General features: G+C 57.8%; 16 protein-coding genes and 1 pseudogene. 9 read left to right on the forward strand and 8 right to left on the reverse strand.

Annotated elements, in window-relative coordinates; translation table 11 throughout:
* Positions 1-99: 99 nt before the first annotated feature.
* Positions 100-1,131, forward strand: a complete 1,032-nt coding sequence (locus BI292_RS00890) for a LacI family DNA-binding transcriptional regulator (protein ID WP_092278933.1) — start codon at positions 100-102, stop codon at positions 1,129-1,131.
* A 62-nt stretch (positions 1,132-1,193) separates the two neighbouring features.
* Here the strand turns inward: BI292_RS00890 and BI292_RS00895 are convergent, their stop codons facing one another.
* Complete coding sequence (locus BI292_RS00895; RefSeq protein WP_101206606.1) at positions 1,194-2,066, reverse strand: LysR family transcriptional regulator; 873 nt, start codon at positions 2,064-2,066, stop codon at positions 1,194-1,196.
* A 120-nt stretch (positions 2,067-2,186) separates the two neighbouring features.
* On the opposite strand from BI292_RS00895, the gene BI292_RS00900 reads away from it, so the two are divergent.
* The 5 genes from BI292_RS00900 to BI292_RS00920 all read left to right on the forward strand — a co-directional run bounded on the left by BI292_RS00900 (position 2,187) and on the right by BI292_RS00920 (position 6,189).
* Positions 2,187-2,621: a PACE efflux transporter gene (locus BI292_RS00900; protein ID WP_092278929.1), complete on the forward strand. Its 435-nt coding sequence runs from the start codon at positions 2,187-2,189 to the stop codon at positions 2,619-2,621.
* 42 nt (positions 2,622-2,663) lie between these two features.
* Entirely contained in the window at positions 2,664-3,296 is a 633-nt protein-coding gene (locus tag BI292_RS00905) for a glutathione S-transferase family protein (RefSeq protein WP_092278927.1), read from the forward strand.
* A 174-nt stretch (positions 3,297-3,470) separates the two neighbouring features.
* On the forward strand, positions 3,471-4,895 hold the full coding sequence (locus BI292_RS00910) for an MFS transporter (RefSeq protein WP_101206607.1): 1,425 nt from the start codon (positions 3,471-3,473) through the stop codon (positions 4,893-4,895).
* A gap of 136 nt (positions 4,896-5,031) precedes the next feature.
* Entirely contained in the window at positions 5,032-5,583 is a 552-nt protein-coding gene (locus BI292_RS00915) for a hypothetical protein (RefSeq protein ID WP_101206609.1), read from the forward strand.
* A gap of 159 nt (positions 5,584-5,742) precedes the next feature.
* Positions 5,743-6,189 carry a hypothetical protein gene (locus BI292_RS00920; RefSeq protein WP_101206611.1) on the forward strand — a complete coding sequence of 149 codons (447 nt, stop codon included), beginning with the start codon at positions 5,743-5,745 and terminating at the stop codon, positions 6,187-6,189.
* Between the two features lie 48 nt (positions 6,190-6,237).
* Here BI292_RS00920 and BI292_RS29385 read toward each other — a convergent pair whose 3' ends face one another.
* Positions 6,238-6,807 carry a methyl-accepting chemotaxis protein gene (locus tag BI292_RS29385; protein WP_371918699.1) on the reverse strand — a complete coding sequence of 190 codons (570 nt, stop codon included), beginning with the start codon at positions 6,805-6,807 and terminating at the stop codon, positions 6,238-6,240.
* A pseudogene (locus BI292_RS29390) lies at positions 6,781-7,557 on the reverse strand (PAS domain-containing protein); the annotation flags it as partial. The pseudogene BI292_RS29390 and the gene BI292_RS29385, both read right to left, overlap by 27 nt.
* Before the next feature lie 490 nt (positions 7,558-8,047).
* Here BI292_RS29390 and gstA point away from each other — a divergent pair.
* Complete coding sequence (gstA, locus tag BI292_RS00930; protein WP_101206614.1) at positions 8,048-8,650, forward strand: glutathione transferase GstA; 603 nt, start codon at positions 8,048-8,050, stop codon at positions 8,648-8,650.
* 287 nt (positions 8,651-8,937) lie between these two features.
* Positions 8,938-9,345: a GNAT family N-acetyltransferase gene (locus BI292_RS00935; protein WP_101206615.1), complete on the forward strand. Its 408-nt coding sequence runs from the start codon at positions 8,938-8,940 to the stop codon at positions 9,343-9,345.
* Positions 9,346-9,470: 125 nt separating this feature from the next.
* Here the strand turns inward: BI292_RS00935 and def are convergent, their stop codons facing one another.
* The 3 genes from def to BI292_RS00950 all read right to left on the reverse strand — a co-directional run bounded on the left by def (position 9,471) and on the right by BI292_RS00950 (position 11,330).
* Positions 9,471-10,010 carry a peptide deformylase gene (gene def / locus BI292_RS00940; RefSeq protein ID WP_101206617.1) on the reverse strand — a complete coding sequence of 180 codons (540 nt, stop codon included), beginning with the start codon at positions 10,008-10,010 and terminating at the stop codon, positions 9,471-9,473.
* 2 nt (positions 10,011-10,012) lie between these two features.
* A complete protein-coding gene (locus BI292_RS00945; protein ID WP_092278911.1) occupies positions 10,013-10,966 on the reverse strand; it encodes a YihY/virulence factor BrkB family protein in 954 nt (317 codons plus the stop codon).
* A gap of 172 nt (positions 10,967-11,138) precedes the next feature.
* Positions 11,139-11,330 carry a CsbD family protein gene (locus BI292_RS00950; protein WP_092278909.1) on the reverse strand — a complete coding sequence of 64 codons (192 nt, stop codon included), beginning with the start codon at positions 11,328-11,330 and terminating at the stop codon, positions 11,139-11,141.
* Positions 11,331-11,529: 199 nt separating this feature from the next.
* On the opposite strand from BI292_RS00950, the gene BI292_RS00955 reads away from it, so the two are divergent.
* A complete protein-coding gene (locus BI292_RS00955) occupies positions 11,530-11,907 on the forward strand; it encodes a hypothetical protein (protein ID WP_092278907.1) in 378 nt (125 codons plus the stop codon).
* A gap of 179 nt (positions 11,908-12,086) precedes the next feature.
* Here the strand turns inward: BI292_RS00955 and fadD1 are convergent, their stop codons facing one another.
* Both fadD1 and fadD2 read right to left on the reverse strand, forming a co-directional pair.
* Positions 12,087-13,778 (reverse strand): long-chain-fatty-acid--CoA ligase FadD1, encoded by a 1,692-nt coding sequence (gene fadD1, locus BI292_RS00960; RefSeq protein ID WP_092278905.1) that lies wholly within the window; start codon positions 13,776-13,778, stop codon positions 12,087-12,089.
* 353 nt (positions 13,779-14,131) lie between these two features.
* Entirely contained in the window at positions 14,132-15,820 is a 1,689-nt protein-coding gene (gene fadD2 / locus BI292_RS00965; protein ID WP_101206619.1) for a long-chain-fatty-acid--CoA ligase FadD2, read from the reverse strand.
* Positions 15,821-15,947: the final 127 nt, after the last annotated feature.

Genomic DNA, 15,947 nt, shown 5'->3' on the forward strand with positions numbered 1-15,947 from the left:
CCAAGGAACGAGGTTCAGGCAAACCCCGCTCACGCATTTGCAGCTGCATCGAGACAGCGCTACCTTAGTGCCTTGAATTTTGTTTGGCAAGCCGCCCCGATGACCACCTCTAAAAACGATAAAAATACCCGCACCACCGGCCGCCCTACCCTCAACGAAGTCGCACGCCTGGCCGGCGTCAGCCCGATCACGGCCTCGCGCGCGTTGCGTGGTGTCAGCACAGTGGCCACCGAACTGGTGGAGAAAGTCCAGAAAGCCGCGCTCGACCTCAACTACGTGGTCAACCCCGCCGCCCGCGCGCTGGCCTCGGCGCAGAGCCATTCGGTGGTGGTGCTGGTGCCTTCGCTGTCCAACCTGCTGTTCATCGACACGCTGGAAGCGATTCATCAGGTCTTGCGGCCCAAGGGCTTCGAAGTGCTGATCGGCAACTTCCACTACTCGCGCGATGAAGAAGAAAACCTCCTGCGCAACTACATGGCGTATCAGCCGCGCGGCTTGCTGCTGACCGGTTTTGATCGCACCGAAAGTTCGCGGCGAATGATCGAGGCGAGCAACATTCCTTGCGTCTACATGATGGAACTGGACACGGCGGCGGGCCTGAATTGCGTGGGATTCTCGCAATTGGCGGCGGGTGAAACGGCGGCAGAGCACTTGCTCTCGCGTGGTCGCAAACGCCTGGCCTACATTGGCGCGCAGCTCGATCAGCGCACGTTGCTGCGCGGCGAAGGTTTTCGCAAGGCGCTGCAGAAGGCCGGTTTGTATGACCCGGATCTGGAAGTGCTGACGCCGCGTGCTTCTTCGGTAGGGCTGGGCGGCGAGTTGTTTGTGCAATTGCTGGCGAGCCATCCCGATGTCGATGCGATCTTCTTTGGTAACGATGACCTGGCCCAAGGCGCGTTGCTTGAGGCGATGCGCTGCGGGATCAAAATCCCGCAGCAAGTGGCGATTCTCGGCTTCAACGACCTCCCCGCCTCCGCGCACATGGTCCCGCGCCTGAGCAGCATCAGCACCCCGCGCGAAGCCATCGGCCGCCGCGCCGCCGAACAAATGCTCACGCTGATGGCCGGCAACACCGTGGCCAAACCGGTGCAGGACATGGGCTTCGAACTGAAAGTGCGCGAAAGCACCTGACCTGTCCGGCCTATTACCGCTCCTCAACTACCCACGGGGGTAATGGTGGGTTGCCTGGGGTTTCAGGCAGACATCAGGCCTACGAACGCCAGCGCTGCTTTCTGCAGTGGCTGGCTTTTTAGCCACACCGCGTGCACTGGCAGCAGCAAACCATTCTCGATGTTGCGAAAACTCAAGCGTTTGAGGCGTCCCGCGTCCAGCAGCGGTTGCACCACCGACAGCGGGAAATTGCCCCAGCCCAAACCGGCCTCGACCATCTCCAGCGCCATGGCCAAGGTGTCGGTGCGCCAATAGGATTGCGCGACCAGCGGCCGCGTATCGCTGATCGGCAAGTCGCGGCTGGCGACGATGATCTGGCGCAAGTGCAGCAAGTCTTCCAGGTACAAATCCTGGCCCTGAAACAGCGGATTGTCCGCCGCCAGCGTGGCAATCATCCGTTCGCTGCCGACGAACTGGAATCGTTCGAGCCCGTTCACGCTCAACCCGGCGAACGCCAGACAGACACTGACGCGACCGCTGTGGAGCATCGCCAACACGTCGTCCTGCGGCGCGCTGAGCACTTCGATATCGAGCAGCGGATGCCGCTCGGCAATCACTTTGATCGCGGCCATCAAACGGCTTTTATCAAGGTCCGCGACCACGCCGATCGACAGCTTGCTCTCCAACCCCAACGACAACTCCACCGCGTGCACCTGCAATTGCTTGAGTTGCTCGGCGATCAGCCGCGCGTGCGGCACCAGCGCGTTGGCCATGGCGGTCGGCACCGGTTCGCGGTGGCTGCGATCAAACAGCGAATAACCGAGTTCGGCTTCGAGGTTGCCGATGCCCATGCTCACCGCCGACGGCACCTTGCCCAGCGCCCGAGCGGCGGCGGAAAACGAGCCGCGCTCGATCACCGCGAGAAACAATTCGATGCTGTCGCTGTTGAAGTTCATTTGCCGTCCTATCAATAAAACTGAAAGCTGCTGACTTTTTCTGTCAGCGCCATTGAAGCTATCTTTCGCCGCCTCCGCCAGTGCTACTGGCATCAAGTTGCAACAAAGAGGCAAAAAAACATGCAAGGCGTCAAACGCAAACTGGTCTACGTGTCGTTGTACGAAATCATCGGCATGACCTTCTCGGCGCTGGGTCTGGCGCTGCTTTCCGGCACTTCGCCGGGCAGCACCGGGCCGCTGGCGGTGATCATCACCACCATCGCCGTGACCTGGAATTTCATCTACACCTCGCTGTTCGAGCGCTGGGAAAGCCGCCAGCCATCACGCACCCGCACGGTCAAACGGCGCATCGGCCATGCCGTGGGTTTTCAACTAACCTTGATTGTGTTTCTCATCCCGTTGATTGCCTGGTGGATGAACATCAGCCTGGTGCAGGCCTTTTTGCTCGACCTGGCGCTGATCATTTTCATCCCGTGCTACACCTTCGCTTTCAACTGGCTGTTTGATCGCACGTTTGGTTTGCCAGCGTCAGCGCTGCCGGATCCTGCTGCTTGATGGTAGATTCCCGAGGCGTCGTTTCGCTGAAGGAGTAGCACCATGGAACATGCACTGAAAATTCTTGGGAAAGCGTCATCGATCAACGTCAGAAAAGTCCTGTGGACCTGTGAGGAGCTGGGCATTTCTTACGAACGCGAGGATTGGGGCAGCGGTTTTGCCTCGACCCACAGCCCCGAGTTCACCCGGCTCAATCCGAATGCGCAGGTGCCGGTGATCATTGATGACGCCGGGGTGTTGTGGGAATCCAACACCATCTGCCGCTACCTCGCCGGCAAACATCACAATCAGCAATTGCTGCCCGGCGAACCGGCTGCCCGCGCGCGCGTCGAGCAGTGGATGGACTGGCAAGCCACCGAGCTCAATCGCTCGTGGGGTTATGCCTTTACCGCGCTGGTGCGCAAAGATCCGGAGTGCCAGGACCCGCATCAGATCGCCGTTGGCGTCGATGACTGGAACCGCAAAATGACCATCCTCGAACACCAACTCGCGGCCACCAAAGCCTACGTTGCCGGGCCACGGTTCAGCCTGGCCGACATCGTCATCGGCCTGTCGGTCAACCGCTGGCTGATGACGCCCATGGAGCGCCCCGACTTGCCTGCCGTCGATGAGTACTTCCAGCGACTGGCACAGCGAGCGGGCTTCCTCAAGTTCGGCTGTAACGGTTTGCCATAGCAGTCAGCCTCACCACCCCAGGGTCGGCATCACCCCGACTGCGCCATAAACGCCTAAAACGTAAAAAGATATTGCAATAACCTAGCGAATCTTCTCTCAACCCAGCAAATGTTCACAATCTTTGATAACCGATAGCAGGCTAAGCTTTCCCTTCAACAAGAATCGGATCAGCCCATGCCTGCCTACTCCCCTGCTGTCGCCCCAACCGACGGCGTCGACCCCGTTCGTGCCGCGCAGATTTCCGCTCGTATCGACCGCCTGCCCGCCGTTTCCACGATCTGGAAACTGGTGGCGTTGCTGTCGATTGGCGGTTTTTTCGAGCTGTACGATTTGTTTCAGACCGCTTACATCAGCCCCGGTCTGATCCGCGATGGCATCTTCGCCACCGGCAGTGGCGGGGTGTTTGGTTTTTCCGATCAAGCCGCGTTTGCCTCGGCGACATTTCTCGGTCTGTTCCTCGGTGCGAGCCTGCTCAGCCCATTGGCCGACCGCTTCGGCCGGCGAGCGATTTTCACTTTTGCGCTGATCTGGTACACGGTCGCGACCGTGGCGATGGGCGTGCAGAGTTCGGCACTGGGCATCATCTGCATGCGCTTTCTGGTGGGCATTGGCTTGGGCATCGAGTTGGTGACCATCGACGCCTACCTCTCGGAACTGGTGCCGAAACGCATGCGCAGTTCGGCGTTTGCCTTCGCGTTTTTCGTGCAGTTTCTGTCAGTGCCGGCGGTGGCGCTGATGTCCTGGTGGCTGGTGCCGCAAGCGCCGTTCGGCGTGTCCGGCTGGCGTTGGGTGGTGTTGGCGAGTGCGGTGTTTGCGCTGTTTATCTGGTGGCTGCGCTCGCGCCTGCCGGAGTCGCCGCGCTGGTTGGCACAGCATGGGCGCTTCGATGAGGCGAGCAGGATTCTCGATAACATCGAAGCGCGTTGCGTGAAAGATCAGGGCAAAGCGCTGGATGAGCCGGAACTGGCGGCGGTAGACGTGCAGGGCGCGGGGCGATTCGCTGATATCTGGCAGCCGCCGTATCGACGTCGGGCGCTGATGCTGATTGTTTTCCACGTGTTTCAGGCGATCGGTTTTTTCGGTTTCGGCAACTGGCTGCCGGCGCTTTTGTCCGGTCAGGGCGTCAGCGTGACGCACAGTTTGATGTACGCCTTCATCATCACCCTCGCCTACCCGCTCGGGCCGTTGCTGTTTGTGAAGTTCGCCAACCGTTTCGAAAACAAATGGCAGATCGTCGGCTCGGCCCTCGGCGCCATGACCTTCGGCACTTTGTTCGCCCTGCAAACCAGCGCGTTGGGGCTGATCGTCTGCGGGGTGATGATCACGTTCTGCAACGCCTGGCTGAGCTTCGCCTACCACTCCTACCAAAGTGAATTGTTCCCGACCAACATCCGCGCACGGGCCGTGGGCTTCTGTTACTCGTTCAGCCGTTTGTCGACGGTGTTCAGCAGTCTGCTGATCGGGATTTTCCTCGAACACTTCGGCACACCGGGGGTGCTGGCCTTCATTGTCAGCAGCATGTTGATCGTGATGATCACCATCGGTTACTTCGGCCCGCGTACGCGCAACCTGGCACTGGAGAACATTGCCCACCGCTGAAGCGGTGACCGTCTGCCGCCGAGCGGCAATAACTGACCGCCGCCATGCCTGCATCGCCGCGTAAAACCGGCGTTTCAGCGGCGGCACGCTAATTGCTCCTACACAATCAACAGCAATTACCTACAGGCTATTCATCATGTTGGTCAGTGCCCAGAAAGCTTCGATCATTCAGCAAACCCAACGCACGGACATGGACCCGACCACGGCCGCCGCGAGCGCGCTGTACAGCGGTTTGATCCAGAACGCGCAAAACACCATCGCGCAAATCAAGCAGGACAGCACCAACGCGCAGTCCTCCGGGCTGACGTCCGCGACCCAACAAATCAGCGCGGCGAGCACCATCAACGACAACGTGGATGAAGCCTTCGCCAAAACCCGCGTGGCGTTGCAGGCCTCGGTGCCGGAAGAAGACAAGAGCAAGTCCACCGACAGCGCGGCCATGGCCAACTTCAAGGACTACATGAGCAAGACCCCGGAACAGCGTTTGCGCGACAGCATTCTGCAAGAGATGGGCATTACCGAAGACCAACTGAAAGCCATGCCGCCGGCGCAGCAAGTGGCGATTGGCAAAGAGATCGCCGAACGTCTGCAAGACAAAATGAAACTGGCGCAGGCCGACAAGGACAACGGCAGCAGTGACAAGGCTGACGGCCAGCAAGTGGTCGACAAGTTCCTCGCTGCGCTCTAAGCGAACAGCCACAACCTGGCAAACACTGCCCCTATTCGGGCGGTGTTGCGGCTGACCTGTAAGTTCTGACAGTAGACACTCCATGGCGCTCGAAGAATCATGAATGCGCACGGCATTCACATGCGCGCCCCTGATGATCGATAAACACTGGAGGTTTACATGTCAGCAAAAGGCACCCAATCACTCACGTCAGCCCAATCGCCAAAAAACTTTTCCGGGACGTGCACGGCCAAGTTCCTGAGTGACGGAGAGCATCTGCCTATTGATTTTGAAGGTTCAAGCTTCGTGATCAACTATGGCTCGCTCTTTCCGAAAAGGATCAACTATATCCATATCGGCGATACCGTCGACGGCGGTCGCTATTTTGATTTCACCATCGAGCCACCCCGTGGCGACGGCACGTATCCAATCCCTCTGACCAGTAGCAATGCACGGTTCACCTACAACAGATATGGATTTAATATCGTCGAGGGCGATTTGATCCTCACCGTCACTAATGGCAATTGCACTGGCAACTTCAAGCTGAAAGTGACGGGAAATCCAAGCGGTGGCGGCGAGGAAACGTTAAGCATTGAAGAAGGCGTATTCGATATTTACGCGATCTGATGTGCTACCCCTCCGGACTTATCTTGCGGAGGGGTATTGTTCAATTTTTCAGTTCAACTGCAACGTCGAGTTGAACTGGCTGATCGCATCGACGACATGCCGCGAACCTTGTTGAATCTCCAGAATCACCTCCCCTGCCTCGTTGGCCAGTTCCACCCCTAGACCGGTTCGGCTCAGACTCGATTGCATGCTGGTGACCGCGCTCAGCGACAAATCATGGTTTTTGCGCACCACTTCGACAATCTCCAAAGTTGCCTGGCTAGTTCGCGCGGCGAGGCTGCGGACTTCGTCGGCGACCACCGCAAACCCACGCCCATGCTCGCCCGCGCGCGCCGCTTCAATGGCCGCGTTAAGTGCCAGCAAGTTGGTCTGGTCGGCAATGCCGCGGATGGTCTGGACGATGCTGCCGATGATGTCCGACTGTTTGCTTACAGCATCAATGCTGACGGCGGCTTCGTTAAGGTCGCGGGAAATGTCCTGAATGATCTGCACGGTCTGCTGAACCACTTGCGACCCTTTCTGCGCGCAGGCGTCGTTTTGTACCGAGGTGCTGTGCGCGGATTCCGCAGCAGATTGCAGAGTGGTGACCTGGTTGGTGATGTCGCTGGCGAACTTCACCACTTTGTACAACCGGCCTCTGCTGTCGAACAGCGGGTTGTATGACGCTTCCAGATAAACCGTATGGCCGTGCTTGTCTTTGCGTTCAAAGCGGTGCGAGTGATATTCGCCACGATTGAGTGATGCCCAGAACGCCTTGTACTGCGCCGACTCGGCCTCGGCGCGATGGCAAAACAGGCTGTGATGCTGACCGACTACTTCATTCAGCGAGAAATGCATGGTCTTCAGGAAGTTCTCATTGGCGGTAATCACCCGGCCATCCGGGGTGAACTCGATCACTGCCATCGAGCGCCCGATAGCGGCGAGCATGCTTTCGTTTTCATGCTCTTGGTAGATGCGATCGGAAATGTCCGACGCCACTTTGATCACACTTTTAACCTGACGGTCCGACGCATAGACCGGCATGTAACTGGCCTCGAGCCAAATCTCCCGACCGGCCTTGTTCAACCGCTGGAACGTACCGCTGACCGGCTCGCCGCGCGCCAAGTCACGCCATAACCTGGCGTATTCCTCGCTGCGGTAGAACGCTTCTTCACAGAATATACGGTGATGTTTACCGCGCACTTCTTCGACGCTGTAACCCATGGTCGCGCAGAAGTGTTCATTGGCGTCGAGCACAATGCCTTCCGGGCTGAACTCGATCATCGCCATCGAGCGACTCACCGCCGCCAACTTGGCGTTGGCTTCGGTCAGCGCGCAACTGAAGCGCTCGATCTGCTGCAAATCAGCCTTGTGATGTAGGTTGAACATGGTTCTATCACCTTAAGCGCGGTCTTCTGATTGATGAAAGTTGTCGGTCTTTCAAATGCTCATGAAACAGGCACACGCATCCCGCCAAGGGCAGGAAGTGTCAGGTGATAGGTGATGTTCAATCGGAACGTCCATGCAGCAACGCTCTTATCAAGACATCCTTCTCTTGATAGCCCGGTCGGGCCAGCCCTAACGATTTGGTAAGTAACTCCATTTACCGCACAGCTCCGTGTTGTGAAAATCGGTGCGTTGGTTGCGCACTCTGGTGATGTCGAACGCGGTGAAATCTGATCTGGACACTTAGTTATGGCTAAGCATAGCCAGCGCCATCAACCGCGCAAGGCCAGCAATCGGCCAGTATTCAGGGTGTTCAGGACAAATGCCGGACTTGGCCGACGGTTTCGGCGCCATCAACTATTTAAAATTTCATTTTACCCAGCCGCGTTGCACGCCTGACACTGGAAGGCTTCGTCCACCTGGAGCGCTTCCCATGAAGTTATATTTCGCCCCGCAAGCCTGCTCGATGGCGCCGCACATTGTGCTGCGCGAACTCGATCTGCCGTTCGAGTTGGTTCGTGTCGATAACAAAACCAAGAAAACCGCCGCCGGTGACGACTTTCTCGCGATCAATCCCAAAGGTTATGTTGCGGCGCTGCAACTGGACGACGGTCAGGTGTTGACCGAAGGCCCGGCCATTTTGCAATACCTCGCAGACCTGCGCCCCGAGGCCAAACTGGCACCGGCCAACGGCAGTTTCGAGCGCGTGCGTTTGCAGGAATGGCTGAACTTTGTATCGACCGAGATTCATGGCGGACTGGGTTGGCTGTTCAACTCGCAGTTTCCGGAAGAGACTAAAGCGCAGATCAAAGAGAAGTTGTTCAAGCGCTTCAAGGTGCTGACCGCAACCCTGGAAAAGCAGGATTATTTGCTGGCCAGCGGGTTCAGCGTGGTGGATGCGTACCTGTTTACCGTGCTGCGCTGGACGTCGTTGTTTGCGATTGATTTGAATCAGTGGCCAGCGTTGGCGCAGTTTCAGGCGCGGGTAGAGGCGCGGCCCGCGGTGAAAGCGGTACTGGCGGAAGAAACGGCGTAAGACTTGAGAGCATGTGTGGCGAGCGAGCTTGCTCGCTCGCCACAGGTTTTTTGTTGATTGTTAAAACTCGTTGTTAATGCCCGAACACGTCCACCTTTTTGGCCTTCTTGTCCGCGCGTTTTTCATCGGCGGTTTTTGCCGGTTTTTTCTTCGCTGCTTTCTTTGAATCCATGCCTTTGGCCATGATACGTACTCCACTCATACGGGATGTGAGGTCAGGTATACACCTATCGCCGCGCGCGCGTTCTTTTATAATCGCCGACTTTACCGACTGACAGCCCAGGCCCATGCCAGACACCCAATACGCCCTGCTCGACGAGCCGTTATGGCCGCTGATGAACAAGTTTTACCGTGCCCACCAATCGCCGATGAAAGCGGTGCGCGATGCGCAATTGTGGGTGGCGCGGCGTGGCGAAATCGTCGCTGCGTTATGCTTGCGGCCGGTGGCGGGCGGTTATTGGCTGACCGGGTTGTTTGTCGATCCGGCGTGTCGCGAACAAGGGATCGCGGCGGCGCTGATAGCCGAAGCGGTCAAGGGCCTCGACAGCCCGGTGTGGTTGTACTGCCATCCGGATTTGCGCGGGTTTTATGAGCGACGCGGGTTTACGTTCGACCCGCAAATGCCCTACGCGATGGTCGAGCGATTGGCGCGGTATGCACGGAGCAAACCGATGATTGCGATGGGATTGGGCTAGAGACACATCAAACCTGCAGGAGCGAGCCTGCTCGCGAAAGCGCTGTGCCAGTCACTATCAAGGTGGCTGACATGGCCCCATCGCGAGCTGGCTCGCTCCTGCAGTAGATTTTTGCTGTTGCAGGGTTATTCGTCTGCGGCCGGGTCGAGTTCCGGGAACAGCACTTCGGTGAAGCCGAATTTGCTGAAATCGGTAATCCGCGACGGGTACAAACGGCCGATCAGGTGATCACATTCGTGCTGCACCACCCGCGCATGAAACCCCGAAGCGATGCGCACAATCGGCTGGCCCTTCGGGTCAAAACCTTCATAACGAATATGCTCGTAACGCTGCACCGCACCACGCAAACCGGGCACGGACAGGCAACCTTCGAACCCCTCTTCCAGGGTCGGGCTGAGCGGCGTGATCAACGGGTTGATCAGAATCGTCTGCGGCACCGCTTCGGCGTCGGGATAGCGTTCGCTGTGCTCGAAACCGAAGATCACCAGTTGCAGATCGACGCCCACTTGCGGCGCGGCCAGGCCAACGCCGCCGACGCTTTCCATGGTCTGGAACATGTCGTCGATCAATTCCCATAGTTCAGGGCTGTCGAACATTTCTGACGGTACAGGCGGGGCGATGCGCAGCATGCGCTCATCACCCATTTTCAGGATTTCACGGATCATGTTCAGACTTCGTCAGTGTTCGGCTTGAGCGAGTGATCTCGTCCCAGTCCCGAAACGTGTTGTTTGGTGTCTTCCTGGTCGTTTTCGCCGGGGACTTTTTCACCGGGGTCTTTACCCTCGGTCGACATGTGCTCGATCACCGCATTCATCTCCGCACCGAGCAGCAACACGGCAGCGGAAATGTAGAAGTACAGCAACAGCACAATGATCGCGCCGATACTCCCATACATGGCGTTGTAATCGGCGAATGTTTTGACGTAGAACGCGAAACCCAGCGACGCGCTGATCCACACCACCACGGCCAATACCGAGCCTGGCGTGATGAAACGGAATTCCTGTTTAACGTCGGGCATCACGTAGTAGATCAACGCCACCGCGACCATCATCAGAATCACGATCACCGGCCAACGGGCGATGGTCCACACCGTGACGATGAAGTCTTCGAGCCCGACTTGCGCGGCAATCCAGCCCATCACTTGCGGCCCGAGCACCATCAACGCGGCGGCGATCAACAGCATCCCGGCAATGCCGATGGTGTAGAAAATCGACAGCGGAAAGCGCTTCCACACTGGCCGGCCTTCGACCACGTCATACGCCGCGTTCATCGCGCTCATCATCAGGCGCACGCCCGACGAGGCGGTGTAGAGGGCGATGACGATACCGATCGAGAGCAGACCACCTTTCGATTGCTGCAACTGGTCGATGACCGGGTTCACTTGTTCCAGCGCCTGAGGCGGCAGCACCAGTTCCGATTGCAGGCGCAGCCACGAGAAAAAGTCCGGCAGGTGCAGGAAACCGATCAGGGCAATCAGGAAGAGAATGAAGGGGAACAGCGAGAACAGCATTTGGTAAGCCAGCGCGGAAGCGTAGGTCGACATTTCATCATCGATGAATTCTTTGACCGTACGCACCATCACGCGGTGCAGGGGCAGGCGTTTCATGTCCGGGAAAATCATTAGCGTCTCCTTTCGCCGCAAAAAGGTTGAAGTCGTGGCGACTCAGGGTCCGTTTTCTACATCAAAGTAGCCTGTTTGGCGACTTTGAAACAATTTCGTTTTAATCCGGTGCATCTGACACAAAAACGGCCATCCGTGAATGGCCGTTTTTTTGCTGCATTTAACCAGGCGATCACGCCTTGTCGACGCCCTTCTTGACGGCGTCCTTGGCTTTGCCCACAGCTTGCTGAGCTTCGCCTTTCTTTTCCTGAACCTTGCCTTCGACTTGCAATTTGTCGTTGTCAGTCGCTTTGCCTACGCCTTGTTTGACGTTGCCGACTGCTTCGTTTGCCATGCCTTTAACTTTATCGCCAGTGCTGCTCATGGTGTTTCTCCTGTGAACATTTAACGGGGAAAGTCGTTACACAAAGATTGACCGGCGGCCATTGGCGGGAGTTTCATTTATTTTTTCAGCGACATTTCATCGCGGCGCAAAGGTTGGGCTTTATGTTTGCCCGCCAACCCCCGAGAATGCGCAACGTATTCAGGCTCAGGCGCTGAAGATCCAATCCCGTAGGAATGTTATGAAACTCGATAAAAAGCAGGCCATTGCCCGCAGAAACCAGGAACTCGGCGGTGCTGTGCTTGGCGTCAACAACTGCCATTTCACCGAATTGAACCGCAATCGCAACATCTGGTGGTTTGATATTCCGGTCGCACGGCTGGCCGTCGGTCAGTACGAATGGGTGCATTTGCTGATGCACACGCCGGACACCGACGAGCTGGTGCATTTGAAAGTGCCGACGGTGTTCCTGCGCGAGAAACTCGAAGGCCTGGTGGTGCGCAACGAAGGCAAGCGCAAAGCGGCGTTGAGCCTGGAGTTGAGCGCCGACAAGGACTCGTACCTGCAGGACATGCGTCCGACGGGGACCAACGTCAATTTCGCGCCGTTCCGCCTGTAACGCCGGACCACTGTGGCGAGGGGCCTTGCCCCGTCCAGCTGCGAAGCAGTCGTAAAATCGCACGTTCGGGGGCGCTTCGCGGCCCAACGGGGGCAAGCCCTCTCGCCACAGAGTCCTCGTGAAGTTGAGCTGCAAACAAAAAGCCCCGCATCTGCGGGGCTTTTGTGTTTCAGCGTGTTTTATTTCTTCAGACCGAGCTTTTTCAGTTCTTCGTCGCGCAGTTCGCGGCGCAGGATCTTGCCGACGTTGGTGGTCGGCAGCGCATCGCGGAATTCCACGGAACGCGGGACTTTGTAACCGGTGACGTTGGCGCGCATGTGCTCCATCACCTGTTCCTTGGTCAGCGTCACGCCCGGTTTGGCGACGATGAAAATCTTGATCGCCTCGCCCGACTTCTCGTCCGGCACGCCGATGGCTGCGCATTGCAGCACGCCTGGCAGAGTCGCCAAAACGTCTTCGAGCTCATTCGGATAAACGTTGAAACCGGAGACCAGAATCATGTCTTTCTTGCGATCGACAATGCGCATGTAGCCGTCTGGCTGAATGATCGCGATGTCGCCGGTTTTCAACCAGCCTTCGCTGTCGAGCATTTCATCGGTGGCGTCCTGGCGCTGCCAGTAGCCCTTCATCACCTGCGGGCCCTTGACGCACAGCTCGCCGATTTCGCCCAGTGGCTGTTCAACGCCGGCATCGTCGATGACTTTGCACAGGGTCGACGGCACCGGAATGCCGATGGTGCCGATCTGGATGTTCTGGATCGGGTTGACCGTGGCCACCGGGCTGGTTTCGGTCATGCCGTAACCTTCGCAGATGGCGCAACCGGTCACCGCTTTCCAGCGCTCGGCAGCGGCCAATTGCAGGGCCATGCCGCCGGACAAAGTGACTTTCAGCGCCGAGAAATCCAGTTTGCGGAACGCTTCGTTATTGCACAGCGCAACAAACAGCGTGTTGAGGCCGACAAAACCGCTGAACTTCCACTTCGACAGTTCCTTGACCATCGCCGACAAGTCGCGCGGATTGCTGATCAGGATGTTGTGGTTGCCGATCAGCATCATCGCCATGCAATGAAAGGTGAAGGCATAGATGTGGTAAAGCGGCAGCGGCGTGATGAGGATTTCGCAGCCTTCATTGAGGTTGGAACCCATCAGCGCCTTGCATTGCAGCATGTTCGCCACGAGGTTGCGGTGGGTCAACATTGCACCCTTCGCCACGCCGGTGGTGCCGCCGGTGTATTGCAGCACGGCAACGTCGCCGCTGTCCGGGTTGGCTTCGGCGACCGGTTGGCCGTGGCCCTTGCTCAACACGTCGTTGAACTTGACGGCTTTCGGCAGGTGATACGCCGGGACCATTTTCTTCACGTACTTGATGACGCTGTTGATCAGCAGGCGCTTGAGCGGCGGCAGCAGGTCGGCGACTTCAGTGACGATGACATGTTTGACGCCGGTTTTCGGCACGACAGTCTGGGCCAGGTGTGCCATGTTGGCGAGGCAGACGAGGGCTTTGGCCCCGGAGTCGTTGAATTGGTGTTCCATTTCCCGCGCGGTGTACAGCGGGTTGGTGTTGACCACGATCAGCCCGGCGCGGATGGCGCCGAATACGGCGACCGGGTACTGCAACACGTTAGGCAGTTGCACGGCGATTCGATCACCGGGCTGCAAGTCGGTATGCTGTTGCAGGTAAGCGGCAAAGGCACCGGACAATTCGTACAGTTCACCGTAGGTGATTGTCTTGCCCAGGTTGCTGAAAGCCGGTTTGTTGGCGAAGCGTTGGCAGGATTGCTTCAACACTGCCTGAATATTCGGATACTCGTCTGGATTGATGTCGGCAGCAATCCCGGCAGGGTACTTATCCTTCCAAAAGTCTTCGATCATGGAAGCCCACTCCTCAGCAACGCGAATTCATCACCGCATTTGATGCGATTATTATTGGTGTGTGTTTTTAGGGTGAATCTGGCTTTTATATAGGCCGAGAAGTCACAAAAGCGCGCCGAGAGTAGCAGCTTTGCCAAGGGCCGACTAGAGCCAAAAAGAGCCTCTACAGTCACTTTAATGACTCAAGAATAGCAAGCAGTCATTTTAGAGCAAAAATTCTATACCTCCGTGAAACCCCCGGAATTCGGGGGTTATCCAAAAAAAATCGCGAGCGAGCTCGCTCCCGCAGGATCATCGAAAACCCTGTGGGAGCGAGCTTGCTCGCGATCGCGCTAAGCGCGGCTATTCAACCCTTATGCAATATCCCGCAACTCGCGGCGCAAAATCTTGCCCACCGGCGTCATCGGCAACGACTCACGCAACACAATGTGCTTCGGCACTTTGTACGCGGTGAAGTTTTCCTTGCAGTAAGCCTTAAGCTCTTCGAGGCTGACCCCCGATTCACGCGCCACCACAAACAACTTCACCGCCTCCCCCGAACGCTCGTCCGGCACGCCGATTACCGCGCAATTGGCGACTTTCGGGTGGGCCATGACCACGTCTTCGATTTCATTCGGGTACACGTTGAAACCCGAGACGATGATCATGTCTTTCTTGCGATCGACGATGCGCACAAAACCGTCCGGGTCGATCACCGCGATGTCACCGGACTTGAACCAGCCCTCGGCATCCAGCACTTCGGCGGTGGCCTCGGGTTTCTGCCAGTAGCCCTTCATGATCTGCGGGCCTTTGATGCACAACTCGCCCCGCTCGCCCAGCGCTTGCTCGACACCTTCGTCGTTGATGATTTTCAGCGTGGTGCCCGGCACCGGCAGGCCGACCGTGCCGATGCGCGATTTATCGCCATACGGGTTAGTGCAGGCCACCGGCGAGGTTTCGGTCAGGCCGTAGCCTTCGGTGATCCGGCAACCGGTGAGCTGCTCCCAGCGCTCGGCGGTGGCTTTGACCAGCGCGGTGCCACCGGAGTTGGTGAGTTTGAGACTGGAGAAATCCAGCGTCTTGAAATCCGGGTGATCCATCAACGCCACAAACAGCGTGTTCAACCCGAGCAGCGCCGAGAATCGCCAGTTTTTCAGCTCTTTGATAAAGCCCTTGATGTCGCGCGGATTGGTGATCAGCACGTTGTGGTTGCCGGTGACCATCATGCACATGCAGTTCGCCGTGAATGCATAGATGTGGTACAGCGGCAGCGGCGCGATCATCACTTCCTGACCTTCACGCAACAACGGCTGGCCGTCGCTGCCGAACTGGCCGAGACACGCGCGCGCCTGTTGCATGTTTGCCACCAGATTGCCGTGGGTGAGCATCGCACCCTTGGCCAAACCGGTGGTGCCGCCGGTGTATTGCAGCACGGCAATGTCGCCGAGCCCGGCATTCAGTGGCTTGATCCCCAGGCCTCGGCCCTGACGCAGCGCGCTTTTGAAGGAAATGGCCTGCGGCAAGGAATACGCCGGGACCATCTTCTTCACTTTGTTGACCACGGTGTTGATCAGCCAGCCCTTGGCGGCGGGCATCAGGTCGCCCATCTTCGCTTCGATCAGGTACTGGATCTCGGTGTCGGCCAGCACTTCCTGGACCTTGGAACCGAACACATTGAGGTAGACCAGCGCCCGGGCGCCGGAATCCTTGAACTGGTGGCGCATCTCGCGCGGGGTATACAGCGGGTTGGTGTTGACCACGATCAGCCCGGCGCGCAGGGCACCGAACACCGCAATCGGGTAATGCAGGACGTTGGGCATCTGCACCGCGATGCGGTCGCCCGGCACCAGGTCGGTGTGGGCCTGCAGATAACCGGCGAATGCAGCGCTGTAGCGTTCCAGCTGGGCGTAGGTCAGGGTCACGCCCATATTGCTGAAGGCCGGACGATCGGCGAATTTCTTGCAGGAGCGCTCGAACACCTCGATCACCGACTTGTAAGCGCCCAGCTCGATATCCAGGGGCACGCCGGCCGGGCGTTTGTCATTCCAGAAATCAGGTTGCATTGTTCTTGTCCTCTTTACCTGAATCTATCCGGGGCCACTTCTGTCATTTGTGAAACACCAACAACGGAAAGCGGAGCTTCACGGACACTAGCAGTTATGGCGAATCAGGCAAATATGGCCAAGTGCG

The organism is Pseudomonas sp. 43NM1 (assembly GCF_002836905.1).
Classification (GTDB): domain Bacteria; phylum Pseudomonadota; class Gammaproteobacteria; order Pseudomonadales; family Pseudomonadaceae; genus Aquipseudomonas; species Aquipseudomonas prosekii.

What these genes read in the sequence shown, in the direction of transcription:
- BI292_RS00955 (WP_092278907.1), top strand. Translation starts at nt 11,530, where the DNA reads ATGAAACTCGATAAAAAGCAGGCCATTGCCCGCAGAAACCAGGAACTC.
- BI292_RS00895 (WP_101206606.1), bottom strand. Translation starts at nt 2,066, where the DNA reads ATGAACTTCAACAGCGACAGCATCGAATTGTTTCTCGCGGTGATCGAG.
- BI292_RS00915 (WP_101206609.1), top strand. Translation starts at nt 5,032, where the DNA reads ATGTTGGTCAGTGCCCAGAAAGCTTCGATCATTCAGCAAACCCAACGC.
- BI292_RS00935 (WP_101206615.1), top strand. Translation starts at nt 8,938, where the DNA reads ATGCCAGACACCCAATACGCCCTGCTCGACGAGCCGTTATGGCCGCTG.
- BI292_RS00900 (WP_092278929.1), top strand. Translation starts at nt 2,187, where the DNA reads ATGCAAGGCGTCAAACGCAAACTGGTCTACGTGTCGTTGTACGAAATC.
- BI292_RS00945 (WP_092278911.1), bottom strand. Translation starts at nt 10,966, where the DNA reads ATGATTTTCCCGGACATGAAACGCCTGCCCCTGCACCGCGTGATGGTG.
- BI292_RS00920 (WP_101206611.1), top strand. Translation starts at nt 5,743, where the DNA reads ATGTCAGCAAAAGGCACCCAATCACTCACGTCAGCCCAATCGCCAAAA.
- fadD1 (WP_092278905.1), bottom strand. Translation starts at nt 13,778, where the DNA reads ATGATCGAAGACTTTTGGAAGGATAAGTACCCTGCCGGGATTGCTGCC.
- fadD2 (WP_101206619.1), bottom strand. Translation starts at nt 15,820, where the DNA reads ATGCAACCTGATTTCTGGAATGACAAACGCCCGGCCGGCGTGCCCCTG.
- BI292_RS00890 (WP_092278933.1), top strand. Translation starts at nt 100, where the DNA reads ATGACCACCTCTAAAAACGATAAAAATACCCGCACCACCGGCCGCCCT.
- BI292_RS00910 (WP_101206607.1), top strand. Translation starts at nt 3,471, where the DNA reads ATGCCTGCCTACTCCCCTGCTGTCGCCCCAACCGACGGCGTCGACCCC.
- gstA (WP_101206614.1), top strand. Translation starts at nt 8,048, where the DNA reads ATGAAGTTATATTTCGCCCCGCAAGCCTGCTCGATGGCGCCGCACATT.
- BI292_RS00950 (WP_092278909.1), bottom strand. Translation starts at nt 11,330, where the DNA reads ATGAGCAGCACTGGCGATAAAGTTAAAGGCATGGCAAACGAAGCAGTC.
- def (WP_101206617.1), bottom strand. Translation starts at nt 10,010, where the DNA reads ATGATCCGTGAAATCCTGAAAATGGGTGATGAGCGCATGCTGCGCATC.
- BI292_RS00905 (WP_092278927.1), top strand. Translation starts at nt 2,664, where the DNA reads ATGGAACATGCACTGAAAATTCTTGGGAAAGCGTCATCGATCAACGTC.